Below are 24,581 nucleotides of genomic sequence, written 5' to 3'. Positions count from 1 at the left end.
GGTGCCTGCGCTAGATTTGCCCGATGGGCAGCTTCTTCTCGGCTTGGAAGTCGTCTTCAACACGGCCTTGCGCCCAGTATCCGGAGAGCGAAACCTGTGAACGCTCCAGCCCGTGCTGCTTGAAGAAAATGTCCCGCAGTCCCTTCATGTAGCCGCGCTCACCGTGCGCGAACACGTCGACCCGTCCCTCCGGCCACTCGGCATCGCCCACGGCATCGGTCAGTAGGGACGACGATCCAGCCGGTACGCCCGAGCGGAACAGCCAGCGCACCTCAACACCTGCCGGCGCCGCAATGTCCACGACGTCCGATTCGTTGTCCACCTCGAGGAACGCCAAGCCCTTGGCCTGCATGGGAAGCGCCTCGATCGACGCAGCGACTGCCGGCAGAGCGGCGTCGTCGCCCGCGAAAAGGTACCAGTCGGCGTCGGGGGCCGGGTTGTAGGCGCCACCGGGGCCGGTGAAGACCAGCGCGTCGCCCGGTTGTGCCGCCACGGCCCACGGCCCTGCAAGACCCTCGTCGCCGTGGACCACGAAATCGATGGCCAATTCCTGGGCGGCTTCGTCCACCCAGCGGACCGTGTAGGTGCGGGTGTAAGGCCACTGCTCGCGGGGCAGGGTTTCCCGGATAGCCCACAGATCCAGCGGCTGCCCGTAATTCACGCCTGGCTGCGGGAACACGATCTTCACGTACCTGTCCACGAAATCGTTGTTCGCATAACCGTCAAAGCCGGGACCGCCTGCGATGATCCGCACCATGTGGGGTGAAAGCTGTTCCTTGCGCAGCACCGTCAGGTTCACCTGCGGACGGGTTTTGCGGGAGGCAGACGAGGCGGCTGGCAAAGAAGTCATGTAGGCAAGCCTAGCTAAGGGAGCGGGGGAAGTTCCCAGTTGACGGGATTGGCGCCTTGCTCGGCCAGTAATGCATTCGTCCGGCTGAAAGGCCGCGAGCCGAAGAACCCGCGCGAAGCGGACAATGGGCTGGGATGTGCCGAAACGATCGCAGGAGCGCCATCCAACAGCGGTTGCACGGCTTCGGCGTCCTTCCCCCAAAGGATCGCGACAAGCGGGCTTTGCTGCCCCGCACTTGTGCGGCGGTCGGCGACGGCGGTGACGGCCGCCGTCGTGATGGCCTCCCAACCCTTGCCCCGATGCGATCCGGCCTCCCCGGCGGCGACGCTGAGGACCCTGTTCAGCAAGAGCACCCCTTGGCCGGTCCACGCGGAGAGGTCGCCGTGGATCCGCGGCGGCAGGCCGAGATCCGATTCCATCTCCCGATAGATGTTCGCGAGGCTGCGGGGGATGGGCCGGGTTTGGCCGGAGACCGCGAAGGAGAGCCCGACGGCGTGTCCCGGCGTGGGGTACGGGTCCTGGCCGAGGACCAGGACTTTTACGTCCGCGAGCGGTTGCTGGAACGCTCGAAGGATCCGCGTCGCCGCCGGCAGCACGTGGGTACCGCGGGCAACCTCGTCCGCCACGAAAGACAGGACAGAACGCAACTCGTCCTCGACGCCCGCCAGGGCTTCAGCCCAATCCGGTGCCATTAGGGCTTCCAAGGGCGCCTCCGGCAGTGCCGCGAATTCCGGCGATTGGTCCTCGGATCCAAACTCAAACAATGCTTCGTCTGCCATCCGGCCATTCTCCCCTCAGGGAGCTCCGACGTGGCAAACAACAGCCCTGTTATTCCACCGGTACCATTGGAAGGGACGAATTTCGGTTTTGCGGTGAAGGAGTGTGTCGTGGCAGAACCCGCACGGGAACCGTTGGCGGCCGGAGCGACTGGACCGTCGCTTGATGAACTGAATGCCGGGATCCGCAGTGATTCGCCCCTGGGCGAGCGCGAACAGCAGATCCTCGCCTTGGAAAGGCAATGGTGGAAGTACGCCGGCGCCAAGGAACAGGCCGTCCGGGAGCTTTTCGACCTTTCGGCGACGCATTACTACCAACTCCTCAACGCCCTTATCGACACCGAGGAAGCGCTGGCGCACGATCCCATGCTCGTCAAGAGATTGCGTAGACTACGTACGTCACGTCAACGGGCCCGCACGGCCCGCCGTCTCGGTTCCGACGCATAGAAAACCCCCGCTGTACCACAGCAAGAAAAGCAGCAAGGACAAGGCCTCACCATGACCAAATATGCCCGGGACGAATTCGACCGTGTCCCGCAGAGCTCATCGCGCCAAGGTGTGCACCGGCTCGTCGCGTCAGCGTCACGCCCTGTTTTGTGGCCCGTCCTGGTCATGGGCGGCATCGCGTTGGCGGTAGGCCTGGTTGCTTTCCTGATCCTGCCGAAACTGGGGGCGGCCCCGACGGTGGTCCCGCAGGCGGTTGCGGCCGCTGACGCCACCAAGGCCGCGGCCGCGCCTTCGGCGAGTGCTTCGCCTTCTGCCAGTACCGCTCCCCAGCCGTCGAGCGAGCCAAGCCCCAGCACCACGCCGTCGAGCACCCCGACGCCGACTACCGCGCCGGTGGACATGACCGCCGCCGTCGCCGTCTACAACGGCACCACCACCAGCGGGCTCGCCGCCCGGGTGGCCGGCCTTGTACAGGGCAACGGATGGCCGCTGTCCACGGTCGCGAACTGGGGCGGCATGCCCCAGCAGACCTCGTCCGTCTTCTACAAGGGCGAAGCCCAAAAAGGCAACGCCGAAGCCCTTGGCAAGCTGCTGGGCATCGCGAACCTTGTGGATAGCGCCGAATTCCAGCAGCCCGTGGTGGTCATCCTGGGGCCCGGCTACCGCTAAGCCGGTTACGCCTCAATAACATTGCGGCCAGCCTTACGGCTCATTGCGCCACAGCATCGTGACTGTGGTTACAGTAGTTGGGAGCCGGACAGGGGAACCCCCGAACGGCTACCGCTAGTTGAAAGTGTGGGGAACATGGCTTTGGGGACCGTTAAATGGTTCAACGCCGAAAAGGGCTACGGATTCATCACCGTGGATGATTCCGGCGACGACATCTTCGTGCACTGGTCTGCGATCCAGATGGATGGCTTCCGTGCGCTCGAAGAAGGGCAGCGCGTCGACTTCGAATTGGGCGAGGGCCAGAAGGGCCCGCAGGCAGAGAGCGTCCGGCTTATCTAGTGGGTATTGCGGCAAGGCAGCTTTCACGGCCCTCCAAGGCGGGCCCGTCCAGGTCACTTCCACCCGTACCCGCCCTTCTCGCAAGCTGTGCCGTCCTTGCCCTCGGGCTCTCCGGATGCGCCGCGGCCGGTGGAAACGCCAGGCTCGATTCGGTCGTTCCAAGTGGTGACGGCGTCCTGCGCGTCGGGGTCATCCTCGACAATACGGGCGATTCTGCGTTCCTGAACGAATCCGAACTGGCTGCGGCCAAGCTTGCGGTGAAGCAAATCAATGATGCCGGAGGCTTCAAGGGGCATCCGGTCGAGTTGCTTCCCGCGGCGGCGGGTGCGAGTGCTGTTGTCAGCCCGAGTGCGACGGCCAGCGCGAGTGCGACGGCCAGCGCGATCGCGAGTGCGTCGGCGAGCCCGAGCGCCAGCCCGTCGGCGAGTTCCAGCCCGAGCCCGACCGCTAGCAGCACCCAATCAGCTATTGCCCCCAACGATTCCGCCTTCACCGCTGACACCGCGAGCCAGGCCAAGGCGTTATTGGCCGCCCACGCGGACGTTGTCATTGGACCGACGGATTCAAGCCATGCCCCCGCCGCGATCGATGTCCTCTCTCCGGCTCACGTACCGCTCATCTCGCCGGCGAACACGGCGTCGGGGCTGAGCTCCTACAAAAGCGGCGGGTTCTACTTCCGCACCTCCGCCGCCGACGCCGCCCAAGGCAGTGTCCTGGCAAAGCTGGCCCACGACGCCGGTGCGAAGCGGCTTTCGGTCCTCCACGAGGCCGGCGATTACGGCACTCGGGTTTCGGGAGCGGTCATGGACGCGGCGCGCGGACTTGGCATGGATGCCGCGAACAATGTGGAGTTCAGTGCGGGCAAAGCAGCCCCGGCTGTTGCGAGCATCAAAGCGGCGGCGCCGGACGCCGTCGTCGTGGTTGCCCGTGACGGCGCCCAGGGCGCCCTGGCCGAATTGCTCAACGCGGGACTCGGCGGCAACAAGCTGTACTTGAGCGACGGCGCTGTTCGGCAGTACGGGACAGAGCTCGGCGCGGGCGGCCTCAATGGGGCGCACGGAATTCTCCCGGGTGTCTTCCCGACCGTCGAATTCCAGACCGCGCTGACAGGCATCGATCCGGGCCTCAAGGACACGACATACGCCGCCGAGACGTTCGACGCCGTAACTCTCGCCGGCCTTGCCGCCGCCGCTGCGGATGACGACGCCGGGGGATCGATCGCCGCCTGGCTCACTACGGTTTCCGGTGGAGTGCGTCCGACGTCCGGTACTGGAGCCGGGAAGGACCGCGCAAACTGTACGACGTACCAGGGTTGCCTCGACGTGCTGAAGGAAGGGAAGCTACCCGATTACGACGGCGAGTCCGGCACCATCGGATTCGACGCGAACGGTGACGTCACGTCCGCCAATTACATGGTCTTCAGCTACGGAGCCGACAACACCGCCCGCGTGAGCGGCAAGGAGACTACCTCCAAGGCGCAGTGACGCCACTGTGCCGATAGCGAAACCGCAGGCGTGGCGGGCGGTTTATGGGACGCGCTGCTTGCACTCTCCTCGGTCGAGTGCTAATTATTGATTAGCACTCTCAAGCACCGACTGCTAATTGTTCGTGCGGCCCCGGCCGCATGGGAATGGCGCTGGTGCGTGGGGGACCAAGAACACCTTGCTGGGGTGAGATCCGGACCGCGCGGCATACAGAGGCCGCAAGCGAAGGATCGTCCGTCGCGGGCACCACAGTGAAGGCACCTTCTTAACGACTGTCCCGGAAGGACTACCGCCGTTATGGCCAAGATCATTGCATTTGATGAAGAGGCACGCCGCGGACTCGAGCGGGGTCTGAACACCCTCGCCGACGCCGTCAAGGTCACCCTCGGCCCGCGTGGACGCAACGTCGTCCTCGAAAAGAAGTGGGGCGCCCCCACGATCACCAACGATGGCGTTTCCATCGCCAAGGAGATCGAGCTGGACGATCCTTACGAGAAGATCGGCGCCGAGCTGGTCAAGGAAGTTGCCAAGAAGACGGACGACGTCGCAGGCGACGGCACCACCACGGCAACTGTTCTGGCCCAGGCTCTGGTCAAGGAAGGCCTGCGCAACGTTGCTGCCGGCGCCGACCCGCTGTCCCTCAAGCGCGGCATCGAGAAGGCTGTTGAAGCCGTCATCACCGAACTGCTCGCCTCCGCCAAGGAGATCGAGACCAAGGAAGAGATCGCAGCCACCGCATCGATCTCCGCCGGCGACACCGAAATCGGTAGCCTCATCGCCGAAGCCCTCGACAAGGTCGGCAAGGAAGGCGTCATCACGGTCGAGGAGTCCAACACCTTCGGCCTGGAGCTCGAACTCACCGAAGGCATGCGCTTCGACAAGGGTTACATCTCCGCCTACTTCGTCACCGACGCAGAGCGTCAGGAAACGGTCCTCGAAGACCCGTACATCCTGATCGTCAACTCCAAGATCTCCAACGTCAAGGAACTTGTTGCGGTCCTCGAGAAGGTCATGCAGTCCAACAAGCCGCTGCTGATCATCGCCGAAGACATCGAGGGCGAGGCCCTGGCCACCCTGATCGTCAACAAGATCCGTGGCACCTTCAAGTCCGTCGCCGTCAAGGCTCCGGGCTTCGGTGACCGCCGCAAGGCCCAGCTCGCCGACATCGCCATCCTCACCGGTGGCCAGGTCATCGCCGAGGAAGTCGGCCTGAAGCTGGAGAACGCAACCCTCGAACTGCTGGGTAACGCCCGCAAGGTTGTTGTCACCAAGGACGAGACCACCATCGTTGAAGGTGCCGGCGACGCCGACGCCATCGCCGGTCGCGTGGCCCAGATCCGTGCCGAAATCGAGAACTCGGACTCCGACTACGACCGCGAGAAGCTGCAGGAGCGCCTTGCCAAGCTGGCCGGCGGCGTTGCAGTCATCAAGGCCGGTGCCGCAACCGAGGTTGAGCTCAAGGAACGCAAGCACCGCATCGAGGACGCAGTCCGCAACGCGAAGGCTGCCGTTGAAGAAGGCATCGTCGCCGGTGGTGGCGTTGCCCTCATCCAGGCCGGTGCCAAGGCATTCGCCAACCTGCAGCTCGAAGGCGACGAAGCAACCGGCGCGAACATCGTCCGCGTTGCCATCGACGCTCCGCTCAAGCAGATCGCTTACAACGCTGGCCTCGAGCCGGGCGTTGTTGTCGACAAGGTCCGCGGCCTGCCTTCCGGCCACGGCCTGAACGCTGCAACCAACGTGTACGAGGACCTGCTGGCTGCCGGCGTCAACGACCCCGTAAAGGTCACCCGCTCGGCCCTCCAGAACGCTGCCTCCATCGCTGGTCTATTTCTGACTACCGAAGCCGTTGTTGCCGACAAGCCGGAGAAGAACGCTCCTGCTGTTGGCGGCGGCGACGACATGGGCGGCATGGGCGGCTTCTAGTCCCCGCGCCGGCATACTAGCCAAACGCACGACGGCGGTCCCCACCTCAGGTGGGGACCGCCGTCGAGGTTTAACTGTCGGGGGCGTCTGGCAGGATGGAAACCATGACGATTATTGCTGCCGCCGATGGTTCCGCCCTCGGCAATCCCGGGCCCGCCGGTTGGGCTTGGTACGTGGACGACTCGTGCTGGAGGGCCGGAGGTTGGCCGCACGGAACCAACAACCAGGGTGAGCTTATGGCCGTCCTGGACCTCTTCCGGTCCACTGCGCATGTTCCGAACGAAGAGTTGAAGATCCTGTGCGACAGCCAATACGTCATCAACTGCATTACCAAGTGGATGCAAGGCTGGAAACGCAAAGGCTGGCGCAAGGCTGACGGGAAACCGGTACTGAACGTCGACCTGCTTAAGGACATCGACCAAGCCATTGTTGGCCGGAAATACTCGTTTGAGTGGGTCAAGGGTCACGCTGGTCACGATCTCAACGAGGCGGCAGACGATCGGGCACGGGCAGTTGCCAGCGCATACCAGCAAGGCACTGCCGTTTTGAGCGGACCGGGGTACCCGGGGAACCGGCTCGGAAACGGGGAAGCAGCCGTGCCCACGTCCCTGTTTGGGGACGCCGACACCCAGGACGCCGACTCGCAAGACGAGGACCTAACGCTTTTTGGCGGGCAAGACAGTTTCGCGGAGCCCACCCTCTTCACCGAATTTGAGGAAGAAGCTGTCAACGGCGAGAGCGGACAGCAGTCCGACGAGGACGCCGTCATTCAGCTTGAAAAGGAGCTCTTGACACCCGAAGTCAGGGGCGACGTAGGGCGTACCGGCTTTTTGCTCCACCCGGATTTCACCGAGATTGGAAGCTCCGGACGGATCTGGTCGCGCGACGAATTGATGATGGCGCTGGAGGACAACCCCGGGACCACGGCGGAGCTCGAAGTCATCTCGGCGGATCGGATTTCCAAGGACACGATTCTGCTGAACTACCGGAGCCACGGATGGAACGGTTCGGCGCTTCGCAGTTCGGTCTGGTTGTTCGACGACGGACGGTGGCGTCTGCGCTTCCACCAATCGACCCCGGAGAAATAGACGGGACATCCTCAGGGACATCCGGCCGGGGCCTGCATTGGGCCCCGGCCGGATGCCGCGCCGGCTAGTAGCTGAACCTCTGGGTGTTGCCTTGCTCGGTCTGGAGGTAGCTTGCCGCGGCCGAAGACAGCGCGAGGTTGATGGAAGCGAGTGACGCCTCGACCTTGTTTTGGGTCATTGTCCACTCCGCGATCAGGGCTTGGAAGTTGTTGGCTGCCGATCCCTTCCACGTGGCTTGGAGCTCGTCCAACCCGCTTTTCATGGCCTGCACGTCGGCGCTGATGCGGTCCACGGTGGCCTTGACGTTGGCGGACTTGAGCTGGAGGAGTTCGGTATCGACGGAAATGACGCTCATAGGGCGTTGCCTTTCGACTGGCGGTGTCCGCAGGGTGCGGCTGACTTGTGGTCCACACCAATGAGCCTAGGAGCCGCTGAAGGGCACCTGCCAGGGTCGAATCGCGCTATGTGGACAACTAGTCGGCGAAGTCCGCCTCCGTGATGCCCCGGGCGTCCGTGACGCTTCCGCCGTCCGGTCCGTACCCGTCCGGCCCGTCGCCGTCAGGCCCGTCCTCGGCTTCCGGGACCTCAGAGATCGCGTCGTGGAACGGGAGGCTGACAACCAAAGTGGCGCCGCCGCCGTCGGTCTCTTGGACCCGGACGGAACCACCGTGGGAGCCGACGATAGCAGCCACGATGGCGAGACCCAGGCCGCTGCCGCCGGTTTCACGCGTCCGCGAGGTATCGGCCCTGTAAAAACGCTCGAAGATCCGCGGCAGCTCGTCTTCGGGAATCCCGCTTCCGTGGTCGCGCACTTCCATGACCGAGAACAAGCCCGCCTCGGTGTTCCTGACCCCCACGGCCAGCTCGATCGGCGTCCCGTCGGGGGTGTAGCGGAGGGCGTTGCCCACCAGGTTTCCCAGGACTTGCCGGAGCTTGGCTTCGTCTCCTTGGACGGGCGCGGGGGCCGCGGCCCCGCCGTCGAGTCCTGTCAGTGAGAACTTCCTGGTGCTGGAGGTCGCGAGCGAATCCACTACGGCGTCGTTCGCGAGCAGTTGCAGGTCTACGGGTTTTCGCTGAAGGGGCCGCTGTTCGTCCAAGCGCGCGAGGAGAAGCAAGTCTTCCACCATGGAGCCCATGCGTTTCGCTTCGCTCTCGATCCTGCTCATGGCAGTGCCCACGTCTTCGGGGGTTGCGAGGGCGCCGTGCCGGTAGAGCTCGGAGAAGCCGCGGATGGTGACCAAGGGCGTGCGCAGCTCGTGGGAGGCGTCGGCCGCGAATCGACGCATGCGGGCTTCGGAGGCTGCCCTGGCCGCGAATGAAGATTCGATGTGGGAGAGCATGGCGTTCAGGGATGCACCGAGCCGGCCCACCTCGGTGACCGGGTTTTCGATCTCGACACGGCGTGACAGGTCACCGGCCGCAATGGCCGCGGCAGTCTTTTCCACCCTCGCCAAGGGGCGGAAGGACCGCGCGACGGTCCATGTGGCGATGAAAAACGCGAGCACCAAGGTCAAGAGCCCGACGCCGACCACCACGAGAGTGGCGTGTTCCATCACCCTGTCCACCGGCGAGAGCGGCAGCCCTACGATGACGACGGCGTTTTGCGCCGTCCGGTTGTCGACTACCGGTACCGCGACAACGCGCCAGTTACCGCCTACGGTGCCGCCTACCTGGAAGGGGACGTAGTTGCGGTCCCGGGCCTCGGCAGGCGTGATGCTGCTGATGTTCGGGCGGTCGCTCTTGCTCCCGCCGAAGGGGTAGGGCTGCTGGCCCTGCACGAACAACGTGAGGGAATAGTCCGTGGGCACCGTGGGAGTGGACTCGGACAACCTGTCGAAAGATTGTTGCTGCTGGGCGAGCTGGACGGCGGCCCTCAGCTTTTCATCCACTTGTCCTTGGAGGTAGCTCCGGACAAGGGTCAGCGTCCCGGCTCCGGTTGCGGCCAGGGCGAGGAGCAGCAGTCCCATGATGATGGCGACGAGCTGCGACCTGAGGGACGCCGACTTCCAACGGTTATACAAGGTCAGCGCTTCTCGGCCGTCCGCAGTACGTAGCCCACGCCGCGCTTGGTCTGGATCAGTGCGGCAGCGTCCGGATCGATGTCTACCTTGCGCCGGAGATAGGAGATGTACGATTCCACGATCGAGGCGTCGCCGTTGAAATCATATTCCCAGACGTGGTCCAGGATCTGCGCTTTGGAAAGCACGCGGTTGGGGTTGAGCATGAGGTAGCGCAGGAGCTTGAATTCCGTGGGCGACAACTCGATGATGGTGCCGCCGCGGCGTACCTCGTGCGCGTCGTCGTCGAGTTCGAGGTCATCCACGCGGATGACGGCGTCGTCGTCTTCCATGGGCTGTGTACGGCGCAGCACGGCGCGGATCCGCGCCACTACTTCGTCCAGGCTGAAGGGCTTGGTGACGTAGTCGTCCCCGCCGACCGTGAGGCCGGTGACTTTGTCTTCGGTATCGTCCTTGGCGGTCAGGAACAGGACGGGGAAGTGCTTTCCGGCAGCCCGGAGGCGGCGGGTCACGGTGAACCCGTCCATGTCCGGAAGCATGACGTCCAGCACGGCAAGGTCCGGAGCGTGGGTGTCGGCCGCCGCGAGGGCCTCGCGACCGTTCGACGCCGCGACGACCTCGAAGCCTGCGAATCGCAGCGAGGTGGAGAGCAGCTCACGGATGTTGGGTTCGTCATCGACGACGAGGAGCTTGGCTTCGGGGCCGTTCTTTTTCATACCATTCATGATGCTCCCAGTTTCTGGGAGTTGACTGGATGCTTGTTGGGAGATTTATCCAGATGTCGCCCACGCCGCCAGTGCGGGTCGACTGCCCGTCAACTACCGAGGGCCAGTCCGACGCCGAGTCCCACCATCGTGACCGCGACGCCGCCGTCGAGGAACCGCCAGGAGGCCGGCCGCGCAAAGAACCCGCGCAACAGTTTCGCCCCGAATCCGAGCGAGCAGAACCACAGGACGCTGCCCACCATGGCTCCGGCGCCGAACCACCATTGCAGCCCGGCACCTTGCGCGTTCGCCACCGAGCCCAGGAGCAGCACAGTATCCAGGTAGACGTGCGGATTGAGCCACGTCAGCGCGAGGCTGGTGGCCAGCGCCGCTGCCAGTCCGCTCCGCGAACTACCCGAAGCGTCGGCGGAGACCAGCGCTTTCGGCGAGAGGATCCGTTTCGCCGCCATCACGCCGTACGTCACCAGGAAGGCCGCGCCGACGTAGCCGAGGACGACGACGGCGGCAGGCGCCGCGGCGAGCAACGCACCTGTGCCGAGTACCCCGGCCGCGATTAGCACGGCGTCCGATAGTGCGCAGACCGCAACGATCGCGCCGATGTGCTCACCACGGATTCCTTGCCGAAGGACGAAGGCGTTTTGGGCGCCGATGGCAACGATGAGGGCCAAGCCGGTGCCAAGGCCCAGTCCGGCGGCGTGGAAAGCTTCAGGAGAGATCATGCTTCGAGGCTAAGTAGGACCTCCATCATTAGTCCAGCTAAAGATTCTTAGCCAAGATAAGATCTTCTTATGTCGAGATTTTCCTCCGAACAGCTGCAGACGTTCGCCGCCGTCCTCACTGAAGGCACGCTCGAGTCCGCAGCCCGGATGCTGAACATCACGCCGTCGGCCGTGTCGCAGCGGCTCAAGGCCCTTGAGCAGGCAGCCGGAAGGGTGCTGCTGCAACGCAGCAACCCGGTCCAAGCCACCGAGTCCGGACAGGTCGTGCTCCGGCTCGCCCAACAGTTCGCACAGTTGGAAGCCGATGCCGGACTCGAACTGGGGTTTCCCGGCGAGTCGCCCAGGGTATCCGTGCCGATTGTGGTCAACGCCGATTCCTTGTCGGTCTGGTTCCTGGGCGCGCTGACGAGGATTCCCCCGGAGCTGAACGCGGTTTTCGATTTGCACCGGGACGACGAGCAACATTCCACGTCCATGCTGCGAGCCGGAACCGTGATGGCCGCAGTGACGGCAACGCCTGAACCGGTCCAGGGTTGCCGGGTGGAACCGCTCGGCAGCATGCGGTACCGCGCAGTGACCACTCCCGCATTTCGGACCCGGTGGCTCGCCGATGGTGTGGACTACGACGCCCTGCGTGCAGCCCCGGCCGTCGATTTTGACCGCAAGGACGAGTACCAGCATCGCTTCCTTGGGCTCATCGGCGGCGGCGCGGGCGTGGCGATACCGCCTGGCCCGCGGCACTATGTCCCGTCCAGCCAGGAGTTTGCCGAGGCCATCCGCTTGGGGCTCGGCTGGGGGCTTTTGCCGGAAGCGCATTGCCTTCCGGATATCGACGCCGGACGCCTCGTGGAGCTTGCGCCGCACCTGCCGATGGACATCCCTTTGTACTGGCAAAGATGGCGCAGCGCCTCGCGGATCCTGGACGCCGTCACTGAGGCGGTGCGCGGCGCGGCAGCGGAGTTCCTGCGTCCGGCCTGAGACACATTTGAAGCCGAGGGTCCCGTGAATCCGAGGAATGCGCGGGCCGAATTGCCAACACGCCGGAAGCACAGCCTTATATTGTCATAGCCCCGTCCCACACTGGAGCCATGGAAAACACACAAGCAGCACTGGACGCCATCGAGTTCCGCGTCAGCTACCTGGACCCGCACTCCGAGCACGTCATGGAGGAACAATTCGGCAACCTGGCCGCGGCAGAGCGGTTCGCCAATGCCCAGCTCAAGGATGCCGATTCATGGGCCATTGTGGACGCCGTCGCAGTGGAAACCGCAGTCTCCGGCAGCACACCGGGGCGCACGCAGCAGCTGGTCGCCTAGCCTGCCGCCACGTCCTTCGCATCCATGATCCGGTACGCATAACCCTGCTCCGCGAGGAACCGCTGCCGCTTGGCTGCGAAGTCTTGGTCGAGCGTGTCACGGGCTACCAGCGAGTAGAAGCGTGCCGCGCGGCCGTCTTGCTTCGGCCGGAGCAAACGGCCAAGCCTCTGTGCTTCCTCCTGCCGGGATCCGAAGGAGCCGGACACCTGGATCGCCACCGATGCCTCGGGAAGGTCGATAGAGAAATTGGCTACCTTGGAAACAACAAGGGTCTTGATCTCGCCCGCGCGGAAGGCGTCGAACAGTTTCTGCCTTACCCTCACCGTTGTGTCGCCCTTGATCACCGGGGCATCGAGGCGCTCGCCGATTTCGTCCAATTGGTCAATGTATTGGCCGATCACCAGCAACTGCTCGCCCTTGTGCAGGCCAACCAGTTGCTCCACCAAATGCGTCTTGGTTTCGGACGTCGAGCACAAACGGTACTTGTCCGCGTCTTCGGCCATCGCGTAAGCCACCCGTTCGTCCTTGGGCAGGTCCACGCGGACCTCCACGCAGTCCGCTGGCGCAATGTAGCCCTGGGCTTCGATGTCCTTCCAGGGCGCGTCGTAGCGTTTGGGACCGATCAGGCTGAATACTTCGCCTTCGCGGCCGTCCTCGCGCACCAGGGTTGCCGTGAGCCCCAGCCTCCGCCGGGCCTGCAGGTCAGCGGTCATCCGGAAGATCGGGGCGGGCAAAAGATGGACTTCGTCGTAGATGATGAGTCCCCAGTCGTGCCCGTCGACGAGCTCGAGGTGCGGGTAGATGCCTCCGCGCTTGGTGGTGAGGACTTGGTAGGTGGCGATCGTGACCGGCCGGACTTCCTTGACCGAGCCTGAGTATTCACCGATCTCGTCCTCTGTCAGGGAAGTCCGCCTGAGGAGCTCGTCTTTCCATTGCCGGGCGGCCACCGTGTTGGTGACGAGTATCAGCGTGGTTGTGGAGCCGGTGGCCATGGCAGCCGCGCCCACCAGGGTCTTTCCCGCACCGCACGGCAGGACGACGACGCCGCTGCCGCCGGCCCAGAAGTTCTCCGTGGCGAGCTTCTGGTAGGGCCGCAGGTGCCAGCCGTCCTCGTTGAGCGCGATGAGGTGCGGCGTGCCGTCCACGTAGCCGGCGAGGTCTTCTGCGGGCCAGCCGATCTTGAGCAGGAGTTGCTTGAGCTGGCCGCGCTGGGAGGAATGGACCACAACGGTTTCCCCGTCGATCCGTGGACCGAGGAGCGGGGCGATCTTCTTGGCCCGGATCACTTCCTCAAGCACGGGGTAGTCGTTGGTCCGCATGACCAGGCCGTGCTGCGGGTCCTTTTCCAGCCGCAGCCGCCCGTAGCGGGACATGGTCTCTTCGATGTCGATCAGCAGGGCGTGCGGCACGGGGAACCGCGAGTAGCGCAGCAGCGTGTCCAAGACCTTTTCCGCGTCGAGCCCGGCCGCCCGCGCGTTCCATAGTCCCAAGGGCGTGAGCCGGTAGCTGTGGACGTGTTCGGGCGCGCGTTCCAGTTCGGCGAACGCCGCGATGGCGTGCCGGGCCTCTGTGGCGAGTTCGTGGTCGACTTCCAGAAGGATGGTTTTATCGCTTTGTACGATCAGCGGACCGTCGCTCACTATGGCTTCCTCACTTGCGCGGTTCGCCCGCGGGTTCCACATCGATAATGCGGTGGATGGACAAGACTCTTTCGGTGTCCTTGGCGGCGTCGAACACCCGCACGCGCCCGCCGGATACTGATACGGGAACAACGGTCTCGGTGTTGGAATTCCCCAAACCGTCCACGACGTTCATGGTGACTGCCTGCTTGAGCCGGATGGCCTTCTGGAGCGTTTCGAGCCCCAATTGCGTAGACGCCTCACCTGCCCCTTCGCCATGGCTCGCGCGATGGCGCCGCAGCACGGCGAGCTGGTCTTCGACGTCGTCCTCCGGTGGAGCGAGCCGGGGCGCCGTGTAGACGGGACGCGCATTGCCGGGCACCGCCGTCGTCCTCTTGTAACGCACGACGGCGGGTTCGGCCTCTTGGACGGCAGGCGAGAGTCCCAGCTCGCGCAGCACACGTGCGGTCTCCCGGGGGCTCGCCGCGGACGTCAGGACCGTGGGGGCGATCCGGACCAGTCCGAGGCTTGCGGCTCCGGGTTCGCGGAAGAGTTCCGAGATGGCCGTTTCGTCGTCGCTTTGGATGAAACTCGCGCTGCTCGCGACCCGAAGCTTGCCGTGCCGGGACGCAATGTCCTTGACCAGGTATTCGAGCGGTTGCGGGACATCCGTGGCGGAATGCGTGCGCAGGAACGTGAGGATGGATTCGGCGTCTTGGCCTGAATCCAAGGCGCGCCGGATCGAATCGCTGGAAAAACGGAAGATAGTGGCCGGGCCCTGGCCTTCGGCGTCGGCCATCGCAAGCAGCTTTTCGCCAAGTTCGGGTGCGAGATATCCCGGGGCGACCGCCGTCAGGTCCGCTTGGAGCAGGACGTGGTTGACGGCTGCCGGCAAGTGCTCGCCGAGGATGTCGAGGGCGCGTTCCGGTTGTTCGGCGGCGATCGCCGAACCGAGCTGGGTGAGGGCACCGGACCCCATGAGTCCCAGGAGTTCGGCTTCGCCCAGGATGCCGCGGACCAGGGAACTGAACCGCCGTGCCATCCGGGGCTGGGCCCATTCCGCGCGTTCCATGACGGCTTCGGCGTCCAGCACGGGAGCCTTGCCGTCCGGAGCTTCAGCCTCGCGGGTGAGCTCGTCGAGGATCTCGAGGATCCGCTTGCGCACCAATGGGGCGTCCGGGCGTTGTGCCTCGGCCGACAAGGCGTTGATGGAGTTTCCCGCGGCGCCGGACCGGGACGCCGTGGCGGCAGCCCCAGGAAGGGCCTGCCCCACAAGCGAGGGGGCGCGTTCGCTCGCGATCCAAGCGTGGACCAGCCATAGCCACTGTTCCTGCCGGGGGAGCGTCAACCATTCCAGCGCCGGCGGCTGGATCCAGGTGGAACTGTCCACGTCGAGGCGAAGCAATCCGGAGAGGGCGCCGAGCTCAAGGATCAAGGCGGCCTCGGGCAAGTCCAAACGGAGGGCATCGGCCACGCGTTTGAGTTCACGCACTCCGACTCCGCCGCTTCGCAGGGTTGCCACGGGCTGTTCCCGGACCGCGTGCAGGAGCTCGCCCACAAGTCGCAGGAGCTCGGCGATCGCACCGAGAGCGGCGTTCCTGCGCAAGGCCGCGCTGGTCTGGCCAAGCTCAGGGACAGGCGGACGCAGAGTGAAGTGGTCCACGATCGCGCCGCCGCGCAAGGACAAGCCGACGCTGTGCGGCAACTCGACGTGGTTGGCGTCCAGGGGAACCAGCAATCCGCGCGCCAGCAACCAATCGACAGGGCCGACGTCGTCCCCTTCATGGAGCACGGACGCCTTGCGCTGGGCTTGCGGCACGGCCCCCATGGCCCAATTGCCGAACTTGTTCAAGAGCGGGCGCGTACGGGCCGGCGCCTCGGACAAAATGTGTTGCAGGTTCTCCGGCGTCGATGTCCACCGCTGGAGGGCCAAGGCCGCGTCCATGGGGGTGGCGGCGGGCTGGACGTTCGCGCCGCTCTGGTGGAGTTCCGCGACGAGGTGGACCACCCGCTGGGCGAAGGCGGGCTGGAGGCGCACCAGTTCCGTGTAGCTGCGGCCCAAGCCTGCCGGATAGATCCCGATGACGTCCTTGAGGCTTCCCACCGGCAGGTAGAAACGTTGGCGGCCCGGATTGTGCATGGAGGCGGGCGGATCGGCCCGGTGGATGAGGGCCAACTCCTGCAGCTTGTTCAAGATCGGCTCTAGCGCCGCCAGCGTTGAGCTGTTGATGCACTTTTTCAAGCCCGCGGCAGAAACGCTGTGGCCGGTGTCCGCATTAGTCGAGAGGTGAAGGGTCTCCAACACCTGCATTTCGGGTTTGTTGAGCCGCTCGAGTGCCCTCTGCACGCTGACCCGTGCGCTGGCCCTTGCTGCGAGTGCCGGAAAGTCCGGAGCGATGGGGGAGATGAGGTCCGGCCGCGCGGCAAACAGGGCCCGCAGCGATTCGTCGCTGCGCGCTTCCAGTTCGTTGCTGAGCGCGCGTATGAGGGACATCAGTTCAACGTTACCGCCAGCTTCGCCCGCCGTCGGGCTTTCGCCCCGCTCATTGGCGGCGGCGCGTCCACATGGAGTCCACGATGAGCGCAGCCATCAGGATGAATGCGAGGGGCAGCCCGTAAAGGGCCGTCGATGTCACCCAGACCGGCGGCACGCCATTGGCGAAAGCAACCGCCATGACCACGCCGACGGCGGCCAAGGAGAAGACCGCGACGACGGCGGCAACAATCGTGAGCGCGCGGCGGTAGCCAGGGGGAATCATGGAAGTAACGCTAACAGCCCCGAAGGGTTCGAGAAGGGTTCGAAAGGTCCGCGCGGTCTCAAAGCGGGAATCCCCGGCCGGGCACGATAACCTTGGATCAATAGACCAACGCGCACCACGCCGTTACCCCTGTTCCCGCAGTACCCTGCGGATGCGGTCGCGAGCGGGTCGTGTCTCCCAAAGAACGAAGAAGGTTGATTAAGTGCCTACCGGCAAGGTCAAGTGGTATGACAAGGACAAAGGCTTCGGATTCCTCGCGGCAGAGGACGGCCAGGAAGTATTCCTGCCTAAATCCGCCCTGCCCGAGGGCGTAGCGGACCTGAAGGCAGGCACCCGGGTTGAGTTCGGCGTCGCCGACGGGCGCCGGGGCGCGCAGGCACTCGGAGTCCGCGTGCTGGAGAAGTTGCCGTCCATCGCGAAAGCAAAGCGCATGAATGCCCGCGAACTCGCGCCCCTGGTGCAGGACCTCGTATCCGTGCTGGACAACCTCTCCGGAACGTTGTCGGCCGGAAAGTACCCGGAAGGTGCCAAGGGCAAGGCCATCGCGGCGGCCCTCCGCAAGGTTGCCAACGAGCTGGAAGCCTAAGCGGGCCATGACATCGGAATCCGCAGGGACCAACCCTGGAGAAAACGGTGATGGCACCGCTCCAGCAACGGCAGGAGCTGTCGCGGCAGGACCTGCCGTATCCGGTTCCGGGCGGAAGCCGGCAGCGGTGAAACCACGTGCCGGGATCCCCGTGTGGCGCGTCGGCAAGCCGGACGCGTTCCTCGCGTCCGCCGTCGACGTCGCCCGCGCGGCCGTGGAAACCATCGCCAAGCCTGCCGAGATCGGGCCGCATATCGCGGCCCGTTCCGAAGGCGAGCGCGTGGTCACGCACTTGTTTGAGTCCCGGCTCGCCGGTTACGGAGGCTGGCAGTGGTACGCGGTGGTCACTCGCAACTCGCGCTCCAAGGTGGTGACGGTCAGCGAGCTTGGGCTCCTGCCGTCGGAGGACTCGATCCTCGCTCCCGAGTGGGTGCCGTGGGCAAAGCGCGTCCGTCCCGAAGACGAAGCGGCTGCTGCGGAACTGGCGGCGGCCGAGGCCCTGGGCGCCGACGCCCCGGACGAGGACGACGACCAGGACGACGACGGCGACACCTCCGCGGCGGACGACGAGCAGGCCGTGGTTGCGGACCAGGACGAAGTGCACGACGCCGACGAGTACGACGAGGAAAGCTTCGACGACGAAATCGAGGCTGACTAACCTTTGACCAACCCGGCGAGCGAACCTGTTGAAGGTGGAAGCTGATGTCCACCTTCAAATCGCTGGGTGTCCTTAATTACCGTATTTGGTTCATCGGTGCCCTCATCTCCAACGTGGGCACGTGGATGCAGCGTACGGCCCAGGATTGGCTGGTCTTTGCGCACTTGAGCAACCAGGATGCCGGTGCAATGGGTGTCACCATGGCGCTTCAGCTCGGACCGCAATTGTTCCTGGCACCGTGGGCCGGCCTGCTCGCCGACCGCTACAGCCGGCGCAGGCTCTTGGTGGTCACCCAATCCGCCATGGCGCTATTGAGCGCGGGACTGGGATTGCTGGTTTTGAGCGGGGCAGCGCAGTTGTGGCACGTCTATGTGTTCGCCTTGCTCTTGGGCGTCGTGTCCGCCCTCGACGCACCTGTCCGGCAGACGTTCGTCTCAGAACTGGTCAAAGAGGACTACCTCGCCAACGCCGTGGCGCTGAACAGTGCATCTTTCAATGTCGCCCGCATGATCGGTCCCGCTATCTCCGGCGTTCTGACGGTGGCCATCGGGCCGGGCTGGGTCTTCATGATCAACACCGTGACCTTCGTTGCGATGCTTGCCGCGATCCGGGCCATCCCGGCGTCGACCTTGCGGGCGCAGCCGCGGGCAGCCAGCGGCAAAGGGCGCATCCGCGAGGGTTTCCGGTACGTGCGCAACCGGCCGGACATCATCGTGGTCCTTGTGGCGGTCTTCATTATGGGCACGTTCGGGCTGAACTTTGTCCTCTTCATCGCGGCGATGGTGGGTACGCAATTCGGACTGGACGCGGGCGCGTTCGGCCTCCTGAACTCGGTCATGGCCATCGGCTCCGTGGCGGGAGCGCTGCTGGCGGCCCGACGCGGAAGGCCACGGTTGCGGCTTATCTTCGCCGCGGCCGGAGGATTCGGCATCGCCAGCGGATTGGCTGCGCTCGCACCGAACTACACAGTGTTCGCCATCACCCTGGTTCCCTGCGGCCTGTTCGCCTTGACCATGGTCACCAGTGCCAACGGGTATGTGCAATCCACCACCGATCCCGCGGTGCGGGGCAGGGTCATGGCCTTATATATGGCCATCTTCATGGGTGGAACACCTATTGGCGCGCCGTTTGTCGGTTGGGTATCCAACGTTGCCGGCCCGCGATGGGCCGTCGGCGTGGCAGCGGCCGCGGGAATCATCACCGCGGCCGTGGGCCTCGTCTGGATTGTCAGTGCCGGGCAGCTCCGTCTCCGCTTCGACCGGAGCGCGCGCGGACTCCGGTTCCTCCGGATCGAGGCGCAGCGGCCGGGCGAGTTCCAGCATCCCGCCGGGCCCGCGGACGCTGACGGTCATAAGGCCCCAACCGACGTCGACGGCGTTAAAAGGTCCGGCGCCGCCCGGGATCCCCACCCGGACGACGCCGATAACTCCTGACCACCAGAAGGCGGCGGATAAATTACTTCTTCAGTTCACCCACGACGAAGTCGATGCTGGCCAGCAACGCAGAGACGTCGTCCGGTTCGATCGCGACGAAAGTGGCGATGCGGAGCTGGTTGCGGCCAAGCTTCCGGTAGGGCTCGGTGTCCACGATTCCGTTGGCGCGAAGTACCTTGGCCACGGCCGCGGCGTCGATCGAATCGTCGAAGTCGATCGTGGCGATGACGTTGGAGCGATCTTCGGCCTTGGCAACGAACGGAGTAGCGTACTCGGAGGCCTCGGCCCAGCTGTACACGCGGCCGGCGGAGTCCGCGGTGCGGCCGGAAGCGAAGTCCAGGCCACCGTTGCTGTTTAGCCACTGCACCTGGGCGTCGAGCGTTACCAGGGTGGAAAGCGACGGAGTGTTGTACGTCTGGTTGAGCTTGGAGTTGTCGATCGCGGTCTGCAGGTCCAGGAAATCGGGGATCCACCGGCCGCTCGCTTTTACCCGGGCCGCGCGCTCGATGGCCGCGGGGGAGAACAGGCCAAGCCACAACCCGCCGTCGGAAGCGAAATTCTTCTGCGGAGCGAAGTAGTAGACGTCCGCCTCGGCGACGTCCACGTCCAGTCCACCGGCCGCGGAGGTCGCGTCGACGAGGACGAGGGCGCCGTCGTCGGCACCATCCACGCGCTTGACGGGGGCAGCCACACCGGTGGAGGTTTCGTTCTGCGGCCATGCGTAGACATCGACGCCCGCTTCGGCCTTGGGGGACGGGCGGGTCCCGGGCTCGGAGGTGATGATGGAGGAAGCCTCAAGGAACGGCGCCTTGTTGGTGGCTGAAGCGAACTTCGAACCAAACTCCCCGAAGGAGAGGTGCTGGGCCTTCTTCTCCACGAGACCGAAGCTTGCGACGTCCCAGAACGCGGTGGAGCCGCCGACGCCGAGGATCACCTCGTAGCCCTCAGGCGCGCGGAAGAACTGGCTCAAGCCTTCGCGGACGGAACCCACCAGGTTCTTGACCGGCGCCTGGCGGTGCGAGGTACCGAGGATCTTTGCCGAGGCGGCGGACAAGGCCTCGATCTGTTCGGGGCGGACCTTGGAGGGCCCGGCGCCGAAACGGCCGTCCTTGGGCAGCAGATCGGCGGGGATGGTGATGCTGTTGTCGCTCACGGGATGCTCCAATGGTGAAGTAGCGGCCTAGATGGGTCGTGGCAGGTGGCAACCATGCCCCTTTGACTTCCCAATTCTGCCTGACGCCGGATGCGGGTGGAGAACCGAAGGTGTCATAGTCCGCCACGTGGAAGCTTCTGCCCGGCCTGGGAATTATCCGGAGTAATTCCAAATAAGCTAAGCTTGGAGCTGGCGCCGGTACTTGGGGCGACCGGTCGATCCTTTGCCCGGCCGGCTGCGGCACGGTGGAAACCACACTAGATACTGCGCTCGAGGAGCTGAGCTGGATGACGGATCTGATCGATACCACTGAGATGTATCTTCGGACCATTTTGGAGCTTGAGGAAGAGAACATCGTGGCTCTTCGCGCACGCATCGCCGAGCGCCTGCGGCACTCGGGTCCCACCGTTTCCCAGACCATCGGACGCATGGAGCGCGACGGCCTGGTCATCGTTTCCAATGACCGCCACCTTGAATTGACCGAGTTCGGCCGCAAGCGCGCCACCGAGGTCATGCGCAAGCACCGCCTCGCCGAACGGCTCCTCGCCGACGTCATCGGCCTGGACTGGGCCTACGTCCACGACGAAGCTTGCCGCTGGGAGCACGTCATGAGCGAGCGTGTGGAAAGGCGCCTTTACGAGCTCCTGGACCACCCCACCGAGTCTCCCTACGGCAACCCGATCCCTGGGCTCGAGGCCTTGGGCGGAACGGCGTCCCACGCCTTCGCCGACGGCGTCGTCAACCTCCTGGACGCGATGGACGACTACTCGCCGGACAACCGCGTTACGGTCAGTCGCCTGGCCGAGCCCATCCAGGTGGAACCGGAGCTCCTGGTCCAGCTGGACGAGGGCGGAATCCGGCCCGGGGCCAGGGTTTCCCTGGAGCGCGTTGGCGAATACATTTCGGTCCGCGTTCCCAACATCGACGGCGCCCTCGAGCTGCCGCCGGAGGTTGCTTCGCACGTCTTTGTCACGGTGGCTTAGCGCGCCTGCAGAGCTGTCGCCGGACTCCTCGCCGGACCTCTGCCGGGAAGATAACGAAATTATTACTACAGGGGTTAATCCCCTATAGTTAACGACTAGCGCCGATACCAAAGCGTTACCTGATCCGGAGCCTAGTTCTGCCAGCGGATCAGCTGGATTAGTCCATTCACTGGCAGAAGCGGGGGAACCATCAGCGGTTGCCGAAATGCAGCCTTGGGGTGAAGTCCGCAGCGGAGAGCAAATCGCGGGACCCTTGATCGGGCTGCCCGCGTTCCGTGCCTCTCTACGCGGACCGGGTCTTCGAACTCTCTGACCCGAATCCGACAGCTAACTTCGCAGGCTTGTCAGAGAGGAAAATCTTGACCACGCAGACCACCAGGGGCCGCAGACGCGCGTCCGGGCCTACTGCTGAGCTGCGAACCGCTAACGTTCCCGCGCCAGGCCGCCCACGGGATTCGCAGCGCGAAGTGCGCCGACGCAAGGGTCCCTTGCGTCAAATGGCCGAGTTTGCGGCAGCCAGCGGAGTGGGCCAAAAGGCTGGCGTGGCCCTCGCGGTCACGGGCCTCGTCCTGACTGTAACCATGCCAGGCACCGGCGCCCTGACTGCCACGTCAGAGTCGGGCCAGGCCTCGGCCGCCGTGGGAACGCAGCCCGAGATTCCAGCGTCCGCCAGCGCCACCATCGACTTCAGCCGCGCCGCGGTTTCGACGACGGCGGACCCGGACAGCAGGCTCAAGCAGCTCTTGAGCGCGCAATCCGTCGGCTCAATCCAGGTTTCCTCTTCAAAGGGCACCTTGGGTGCCCCCTTGGATACCTTGGTCGCGTCGTCGCCTTTCGGCTATCGCGTGAATCCCATTACGGGTGCCGTGGGGGAATTCCACCGGGGCCAGGACTTCGTGGCCCAGTGCGGGACCCCTGTGCACGCCGCTGCGGCCGGGAAGGTAACGTTCGCCGGCTGGCACCCCTATGGCGGCGGAAACCGCATTGTGGTGGATCACGGTAACGGCCTGGAAACGACGTATAACCATTTGTCGTCGTTCAACGTCCAGGTGGGCCAAACGGTCAGCCGCGGAGACGTCGTCGCCTTGAGCGGAACCACGGGTGCCTCGACCGGTTGCCACCTGCATTTTGAAGTGATGGTCAATGGCGATGTCGTTGACCCAATGGGCTGGCTGTAGCCAATCCGATGGTCGTCTATCGCATGATTGTCACGCTCCGTGACCTGAATGTGACTTTCGCTCCAAACTCCTGTACCGTCTAACTCGCATCAACTTTTAGAGAGTTGATGCACCCGGGTGGATTGCCTAGCTCTGCCACTGCCCGGGTCTCCGTTCGCAAAACATCGTCTGGCAGAGGCGGGGGACCCACTTTTGGTCATCTTCACGGATGGCCTTGGGGTTAAGTCGTGCGCGATTCCGAAAGGAAGAGCGTGCGGCCGGATGACTCCCATCCGAATCCGACAGCTTACCTCGCGGGCATAGGGAGAGGCCTTTCACGTGTCTTCACGCTCTACTCTTGCGCGCCACCGTGCCGCGGTCACTAAGACCAACTCGCTTGCCGTTATCGCCAAGACGGTCGGCAGCAACGCCGGTGGCGTAGGCCGTCAGGCAGCCGTTATCGCGGCTGCGTCCGGACTGGTCCTTACCAGCGGTATCGCAGCAAACGCTGCCGAAACCAACGTCCCCCGCGAATCCACTGCGACCTCCACCCTGGAAGTCCAGTCCGTCGCCCAAGCCAGCATCGCAGCCGACTCCTCGGTTGCCATCAAGTACGAGCGCCCGGTTGTTTCCACCGAAGCCGCTCCTGTCGCCCAGGCTCCGGTAGCCGTCCAGGAAGCAACTCCTGCGACGCAGAACGACGCTACCGCCACCACTGGCGGCGTCACGGCAACCCTGGCCGTTTCCACTCCTTCCCCTGCTGCGAAGCTTGCCAGCGGCCAGGGTGCAGCAATTGCCGCCGCTGCCTACGCACAGCTCGGCGTTGCCCAGGACTGCACCGCCCTGGCCACCAACGCACTCGCTGCCGTCGGTATCCACTTCCACGGCTGGCCGGCCGACTACCTCTCCCTTGGCCGCACGGTCAGCGCCGCTGAAGCTCAGCCGGGCGACCTCGTCTACTACCAGAACGGCGGCATGGGCATGCCCCACATCGCTGTTTACGTCGGTAACGGCATGGCTGTCCACGGTGGCTGGAACGGTGGCACCACCGCTCTGTACAGCGTCAACGTTGGTTCGGGCCCGGTCTTCATCCGCGTCGGCGGCTAATCAGCTTTTTACAACGTCCCCGTTGCCTTTCGGCAGCGGGGACGTTGTCTTTAATCGCGCCTTCACGGGTTCCCCTGCCCGTGCCCGCCGCATGTACGGCACGTGAACATTGCCCTACAGTCTTCCGGAACCGGCCTGTGGATTCGTTGATTTGGCAATTGACTGCTTACTCTTGTCATGTCGATCCACAGCCCGTACATGCAGAGGGCAGCCGGCCCTCGCGCCCCTGACGGGTGCGGCCGTGAAGAGGTACGTGCATGCGCACACTCGTTCTGAATGCTGGATATGAACCGCTGGCGGTAGTAACCTTCCGCCGGGCGCTGGTCCTTGTGCTTACGGGAAAAGCGAGCGTAGTGGCTGAAGGCGACGAGCCTGTCGTCGGGCCACAGGAGATTCTCGGACGACCCTCCGTGATTCTTCTCAATCGCTACATCCGCCCGAGGTACAACCGGGTCACGGCGGTCACTCGCCGCGGCGTGCTTCGCCGCGACGGACACCGTTGCGCCTATTGCGGGAAAGCAGCCCACACTATTGACCACGTCCACCCCAAATCCAGGGGCGGCGCGGATTCCTGGGAAAACCTCGTGGCGGCGTGCCTGCGGTGCAACAATGCCAAGAGTGACCACACACCGGCCGAGATGGGCTGGAAGCTGAGGTTCACTCCCGCGCCACCCACTGGGACAATCTGGCAAATCAAAGAGCTTGAGAAACCTGCGCCTGCATGGGATCCCTTCCTCTTGCCCGAATCGGCGGCCTGATCCGGAGATGA

The 24,581-nt window shown here is 64.6% G+C and carries 25 protein-coding genes and 2 riboswitches; of the genes, 15 read left to right on the top strand and 10 right to left on the bottom strand.

From position 1 onward, the window contains the following. Positions 1–10 precede the first annotated feature (10 nt). Both E1809_RS05555 and E1809_RS05550 read right to left on the bottom strand, forming a co-directional pair. Positions 11–850, bottom strand: coding sequence for a siderophore-interacting protein (locus E1809_RS05555; protein ID WP_133203229.1), 840 nt, complete (start codon positions 848–850; stop codon positions 11–13). 14 nt (positions 851–864) lie between these two features. Next, positions 865–1,629 carry a uracil-DNA glycosylase gene (locus E1809_RS05550; RefSeq protein WP_133203228.1) on the bottom strand — a complete coding sequence of 255 codons (765 nt, stop codon included), beginning with the start codon at positions 1,627–1,629 and terminating at the stop codon, positions 865–867. 108 nt (positions 1,630–1,737) lie between these two features. On the opposite strand from E1809_RS05550, the gene E1809_RS05545 reads away from it, so the two are divergent. From E1809_RS05545 to E1809_RS05520, 6 genes are all read left to right on the top strand, one after another. Next, complete coding sequence (locus E1809_RS05545; protein ID WP_133203227.1) at positions 1,738–2,073, top strand: DUF3263 domain-containing protein; 336 nt, start codon at positions 1,738–1,740, stop codon at positions 2,071–2,073. A 51-nt stretch (positions 2,074–2,124) separates the two neighbouring features. Then, the gene (locus tag E1809_RS05540) at positions 2,125–2,742 is read left to right on the top strand and encodes a LytR C-terminal domain-containing protein (protein ID WP_133203226.1); all 618 of its coding nucleotides are present in this window, start codon (positions 2,125–2,127) and stop codon (positions 2,740–2,742) included. A gap of 135 nt (positions 2,743–2,877) precedes the next feature. Next, positions 2,878–3,081, top strand: coding sequence for a cold-shock protein (locus tag E1809_RS05535; RefSeq protein ID WP_133203225.1), 204 nt, complete (start codon positions 2,878–2,880; stop codon positions 3,079–3,081). 5 nt (positions 3,082–3,086) lie between these two features. Further along, on the top strand, positions 3,087–4,565 hold the full coding sequence (locus E1809_RS05530) for an ABC transporter substrate-binding protein (RefSeq protein WP_133203338.1): 1,479 nt from the start codon (positions 3,087–3,089) through the stop codon (positions 4,563–4,565). A 297-nt stretch (positions 4,566–4,862) separates the two neighbouring features. After that, the gene (gene groL / locus E1809_RS05525) at positions 4,863–6,491 is read left to right on the top strand and encodes a chaperonin GroEL (protein WP_133203224.1); all 1,629 of its coding nucleotides are present in this window, start codon (positions 4,863–4,865) and stop codon (positions 6,489–6,491) included. Positions 6,492–6,595: 104 nt separating this feature from the next. Continuing rightward, a complete protein-coding gene (locus E1809_RS05520) occupies positions 6,596–7,579 on the top strand; it encodes a ribonuclease HI family protein (RefSeq protein WP_133203223.1) in 984 nt (327 codons plus the stop codon). Between the two features lie 64 nt (positions 7,580–7,643). Here E1809_RS05520 and E1809_RS05515 read toward each other — a convergent pair whose 3' ends face one another. From E1809_RS05515 to E1809_RS05500, 4 genes are all read right to left on the bottom strand, one after another. Further along, entirely contained in the window at positions 7,644–7,934 is a 291-nt protein-coding gene (locus E1809_RS05515; RefSeq protein WP_133203222.1) for a WXG100 family type VII secretion target, read from the bottom strand. Between the two features lie 118 nt (positions 7,935–8,052). Continuing rightward, positions 8,053–9,600 (bottom strand): sensor histidine kinase, encoded by a 1,548-nt coding sequence (locus E1809_RS05510; protein ID WP_205754103.1) that lies wholly within the window; start codon positions 9,598–9,600, stop codon positions 8,053–8,055. A 2-nt stretch (positions 9,601–9,602) separates the two neighbouring features. Beyond that, positions 9,603–10,313, bottom strand: coding sequence for a response regulator transcription factor (locus tag E1809_RS05505; RefSeq protein ID WP_133203336.1), 711 nt, complete (start codon positions 10,311–10,313; stop codon positions 9,603–9,605). Between the two features lie 98 nt (positions 10,314–10,411). Beyond that, positions 10,412–11,041, bottom strand: a complete 630-nt coding sequence (locus tag E1809_RS05500) for a LysE/ArgO family amino acid transporter (RefSeq protein ID WP_133203221.1) — start codon at positions 11,039–11,041, stop codon at positions 10,412–10,414. A 69-nt stretch (positions 11,042–11,110) separates the two neighbouring features. Here E1809_RS05500 and E1809_RS05495 point away from each other — a divergent pair, with 69 nt between their 5' ends. Both E1809_RS05495 and E1809_RS05490 read left to right on the top strand, forming a co-directional pair. Further along, complete coding sequence (locus E1809_RS05495; RefSeq protein WP_133203220.1) at positions 11,111–12,019, top strand: LysR family transcriptional regulator ArgP; 909 nt, start codon at positions 11,111–11,113, stop codon at positions 12,017–12,019. A 110-nt stretch (positions 12,020–12,129) separates the two neighbouring features. Next, the gene (locus E1809_RS05490) at positions 12,130–12,357 is read left to right on the top strand and encodes a hypothetical protein (RefSeq protein WP_133203219.1); all 228 of its coding nucleotides are present in this window, start codon (positions 12,130–12,132) and stop codon (positions 12,355–12,357) included. Here E1809_RS05490 and E1809_RS05485 read toward each other — a convergent pair. From E1809_RS05485 to E1809_RS05475, 3 genes are read right to left on the bottom strand one after another with little or no spacing between them, the layout of a single operon-like run. Then, a complete protein-coding gene (locus E1809_RS05485; RefSeq protein ID WP_133203218.1) occupies positions 12,354–13,997 on the bottom strand; it encodes a DNA repair helicase XPB in 1,644 nt (547 codons plus the stop codon). The two genes, E1809_RS05490 and E1809_RS05485, sit on opposite strands and share 4 nt — an antisense overlap. 10 nt (positions 13,998–14,007) lie before the next feature. Next, on the bottom strand, positions 14,008–16,470 hold the full coding sequence (locus E1809_RS05480; protein ID WP_133203217.1) for a helicase-associated domain-containing protein: 2,463 nt from the start codon (positions 16,468–16,470) through the stop codon (positions 14,008–14,010). 49 nt (positions 16,471–16,519) lie between these two features. Then, positions 16,520–16,735 (bottom strand): hypothetical protein, encoded by a 216-nt coding sequence (locus E1809_RS05475; protein WP_133203216.1) that lies wholly within the window; start codon positions 16,733–16,735, stop codon positions 16,520–16,522. Positions 16,736–16,937: 202 nt separating this feature from the next. Here E1809_RS05475 and E1809_RS05470 point away from each other — a divergent pair, with 202 nt between their 5' ends. From E1809_RS05470 to E1809_RS05460, 3 genes are read left to right on the top strand one after another with little or no spacing between them, the layout of a single operon-like run. Next, positions 16,938–17,321, top strand: a complete 384-nt coding sequence (locus E1809_RS05470; protein ID WP_133203215.1) for a cold-shock protein — start codon at positions 16,938–16,940, stop codon at positions 17,319–17,321. Positions 17,322–17,328: 7 nt separating this feature from the next. Continuing rightward, on the top strand, positions 17,329–17,979 hold the full coding sequence (locus tag E1809_RS05465) for a DUF3027 domain-containing protein (RefSeq protein WP_133203214.1): 651 nt from the start codon (positions 17,329–17,331) through the stop codon (positions 17,977–17,979). Positions 17,980–18,023: 44 nt separating this feature from the next. After that, positions 18,024–19,412, top strand: coding sequence for an MFS transporter (locus E1809_RS05460; RefSeq protein WP_133203213.1), 1,389 nt, complete (start codon positions 18,024–18,026; stop codon positions 19,410–19,412). A gap of 22 nt (positions 19,413–19,434) precedes the next feature. Here the strand turns inward: E1809_RS05460 and serC are convergent, their stop codons facing one another. Next, on the bottom strand, positions 19,435–20,565 hold the full coding sequence (gene serC / locus E1809_RS05455; RefSeq protein WP_133203212.1) for a phosphoserine transaminase: 1,131 nt from the start codon (positions 20,563–20,565) through the stop codon (positions 19,435–19,437). Between the two features lie 287 nt (positions 20,566–20,852). On the opposite strand from serC, the gene E1809_RS05450 reads away from it, so the two are divergent. From E1809_RS05450 to E1809_RS05435, 4 genes are all read left to right on the top strand, one after another. Then, entirely contained in the window at positions 20,853–21,548 is a 696-nt protein-coding gene (locus tag E1809_RS05450) for a metal-dependent transcriptional regulator (protein WP_133203211.1), read from the top strand. A 140-nt stretch (positions 21,549–21,688) separates the two neighbouring features. Beyond that, positions 21,689–21,905: riboswitch (cyclic di-AMP (ydaO/yuaA leader) on the top strand. 2 nt (positions 21,906–21,907) lie between these two features. Then, complete coding sequence (locus E1809_RS05445; protein ID WP_133203210.1) at positions 21,908–22,726, top strand: M23 family metallopeptidase; 819 nt, start codon at positions 21,908–21,910, stop codon at positions 22,724–22,726. A 145-nt stretch (positions 22,727–22,871) separates the two neighbouring features. After that, positions 22,872–23,040, top strand: a riboswitch (cyclic di-AMP (ydaO/yuaA leader). A gap of 4 nt (positions 23,041–23,044) precedes the next feature. After that, entirely contained in the window at positions 23,045–23,812 is a 768-nt protein-coding gene (locus E1809_RS05440; protein ID WP_133203209.1) for an NlpC/P60 family protein, read from the top strand. A gap of 257 nt (positions 23,813–24,069) precedes the next feature. Then, positions 24,070–24,570, top strand: coding sequence for an HNH endonuclease (locus E1809_RS05435; RefSeq protein ID WP_133203208.1), 501 nt, complete (start codon positions 24,070–24,072; stop codon positions 24,568–24,570). Positions 24,571–24,581 lie beyond the last annotated feature (11 nt).

Source organism: Arthrobacter terricola (assembly GCF_004354015.1).
Classification (GTDB): domain Bacteria; phylum Actinomycetota; class Actinomycetes; order Actinomycetales; family Micrococcaceae; genus Arthrobacter; species Arthrobacter terricola.
The sequence above is the reverse complement of the archived record's forward strand: the minus strand, read 5'-3'. Positions and strand labels throughout refer to the sequence as shown.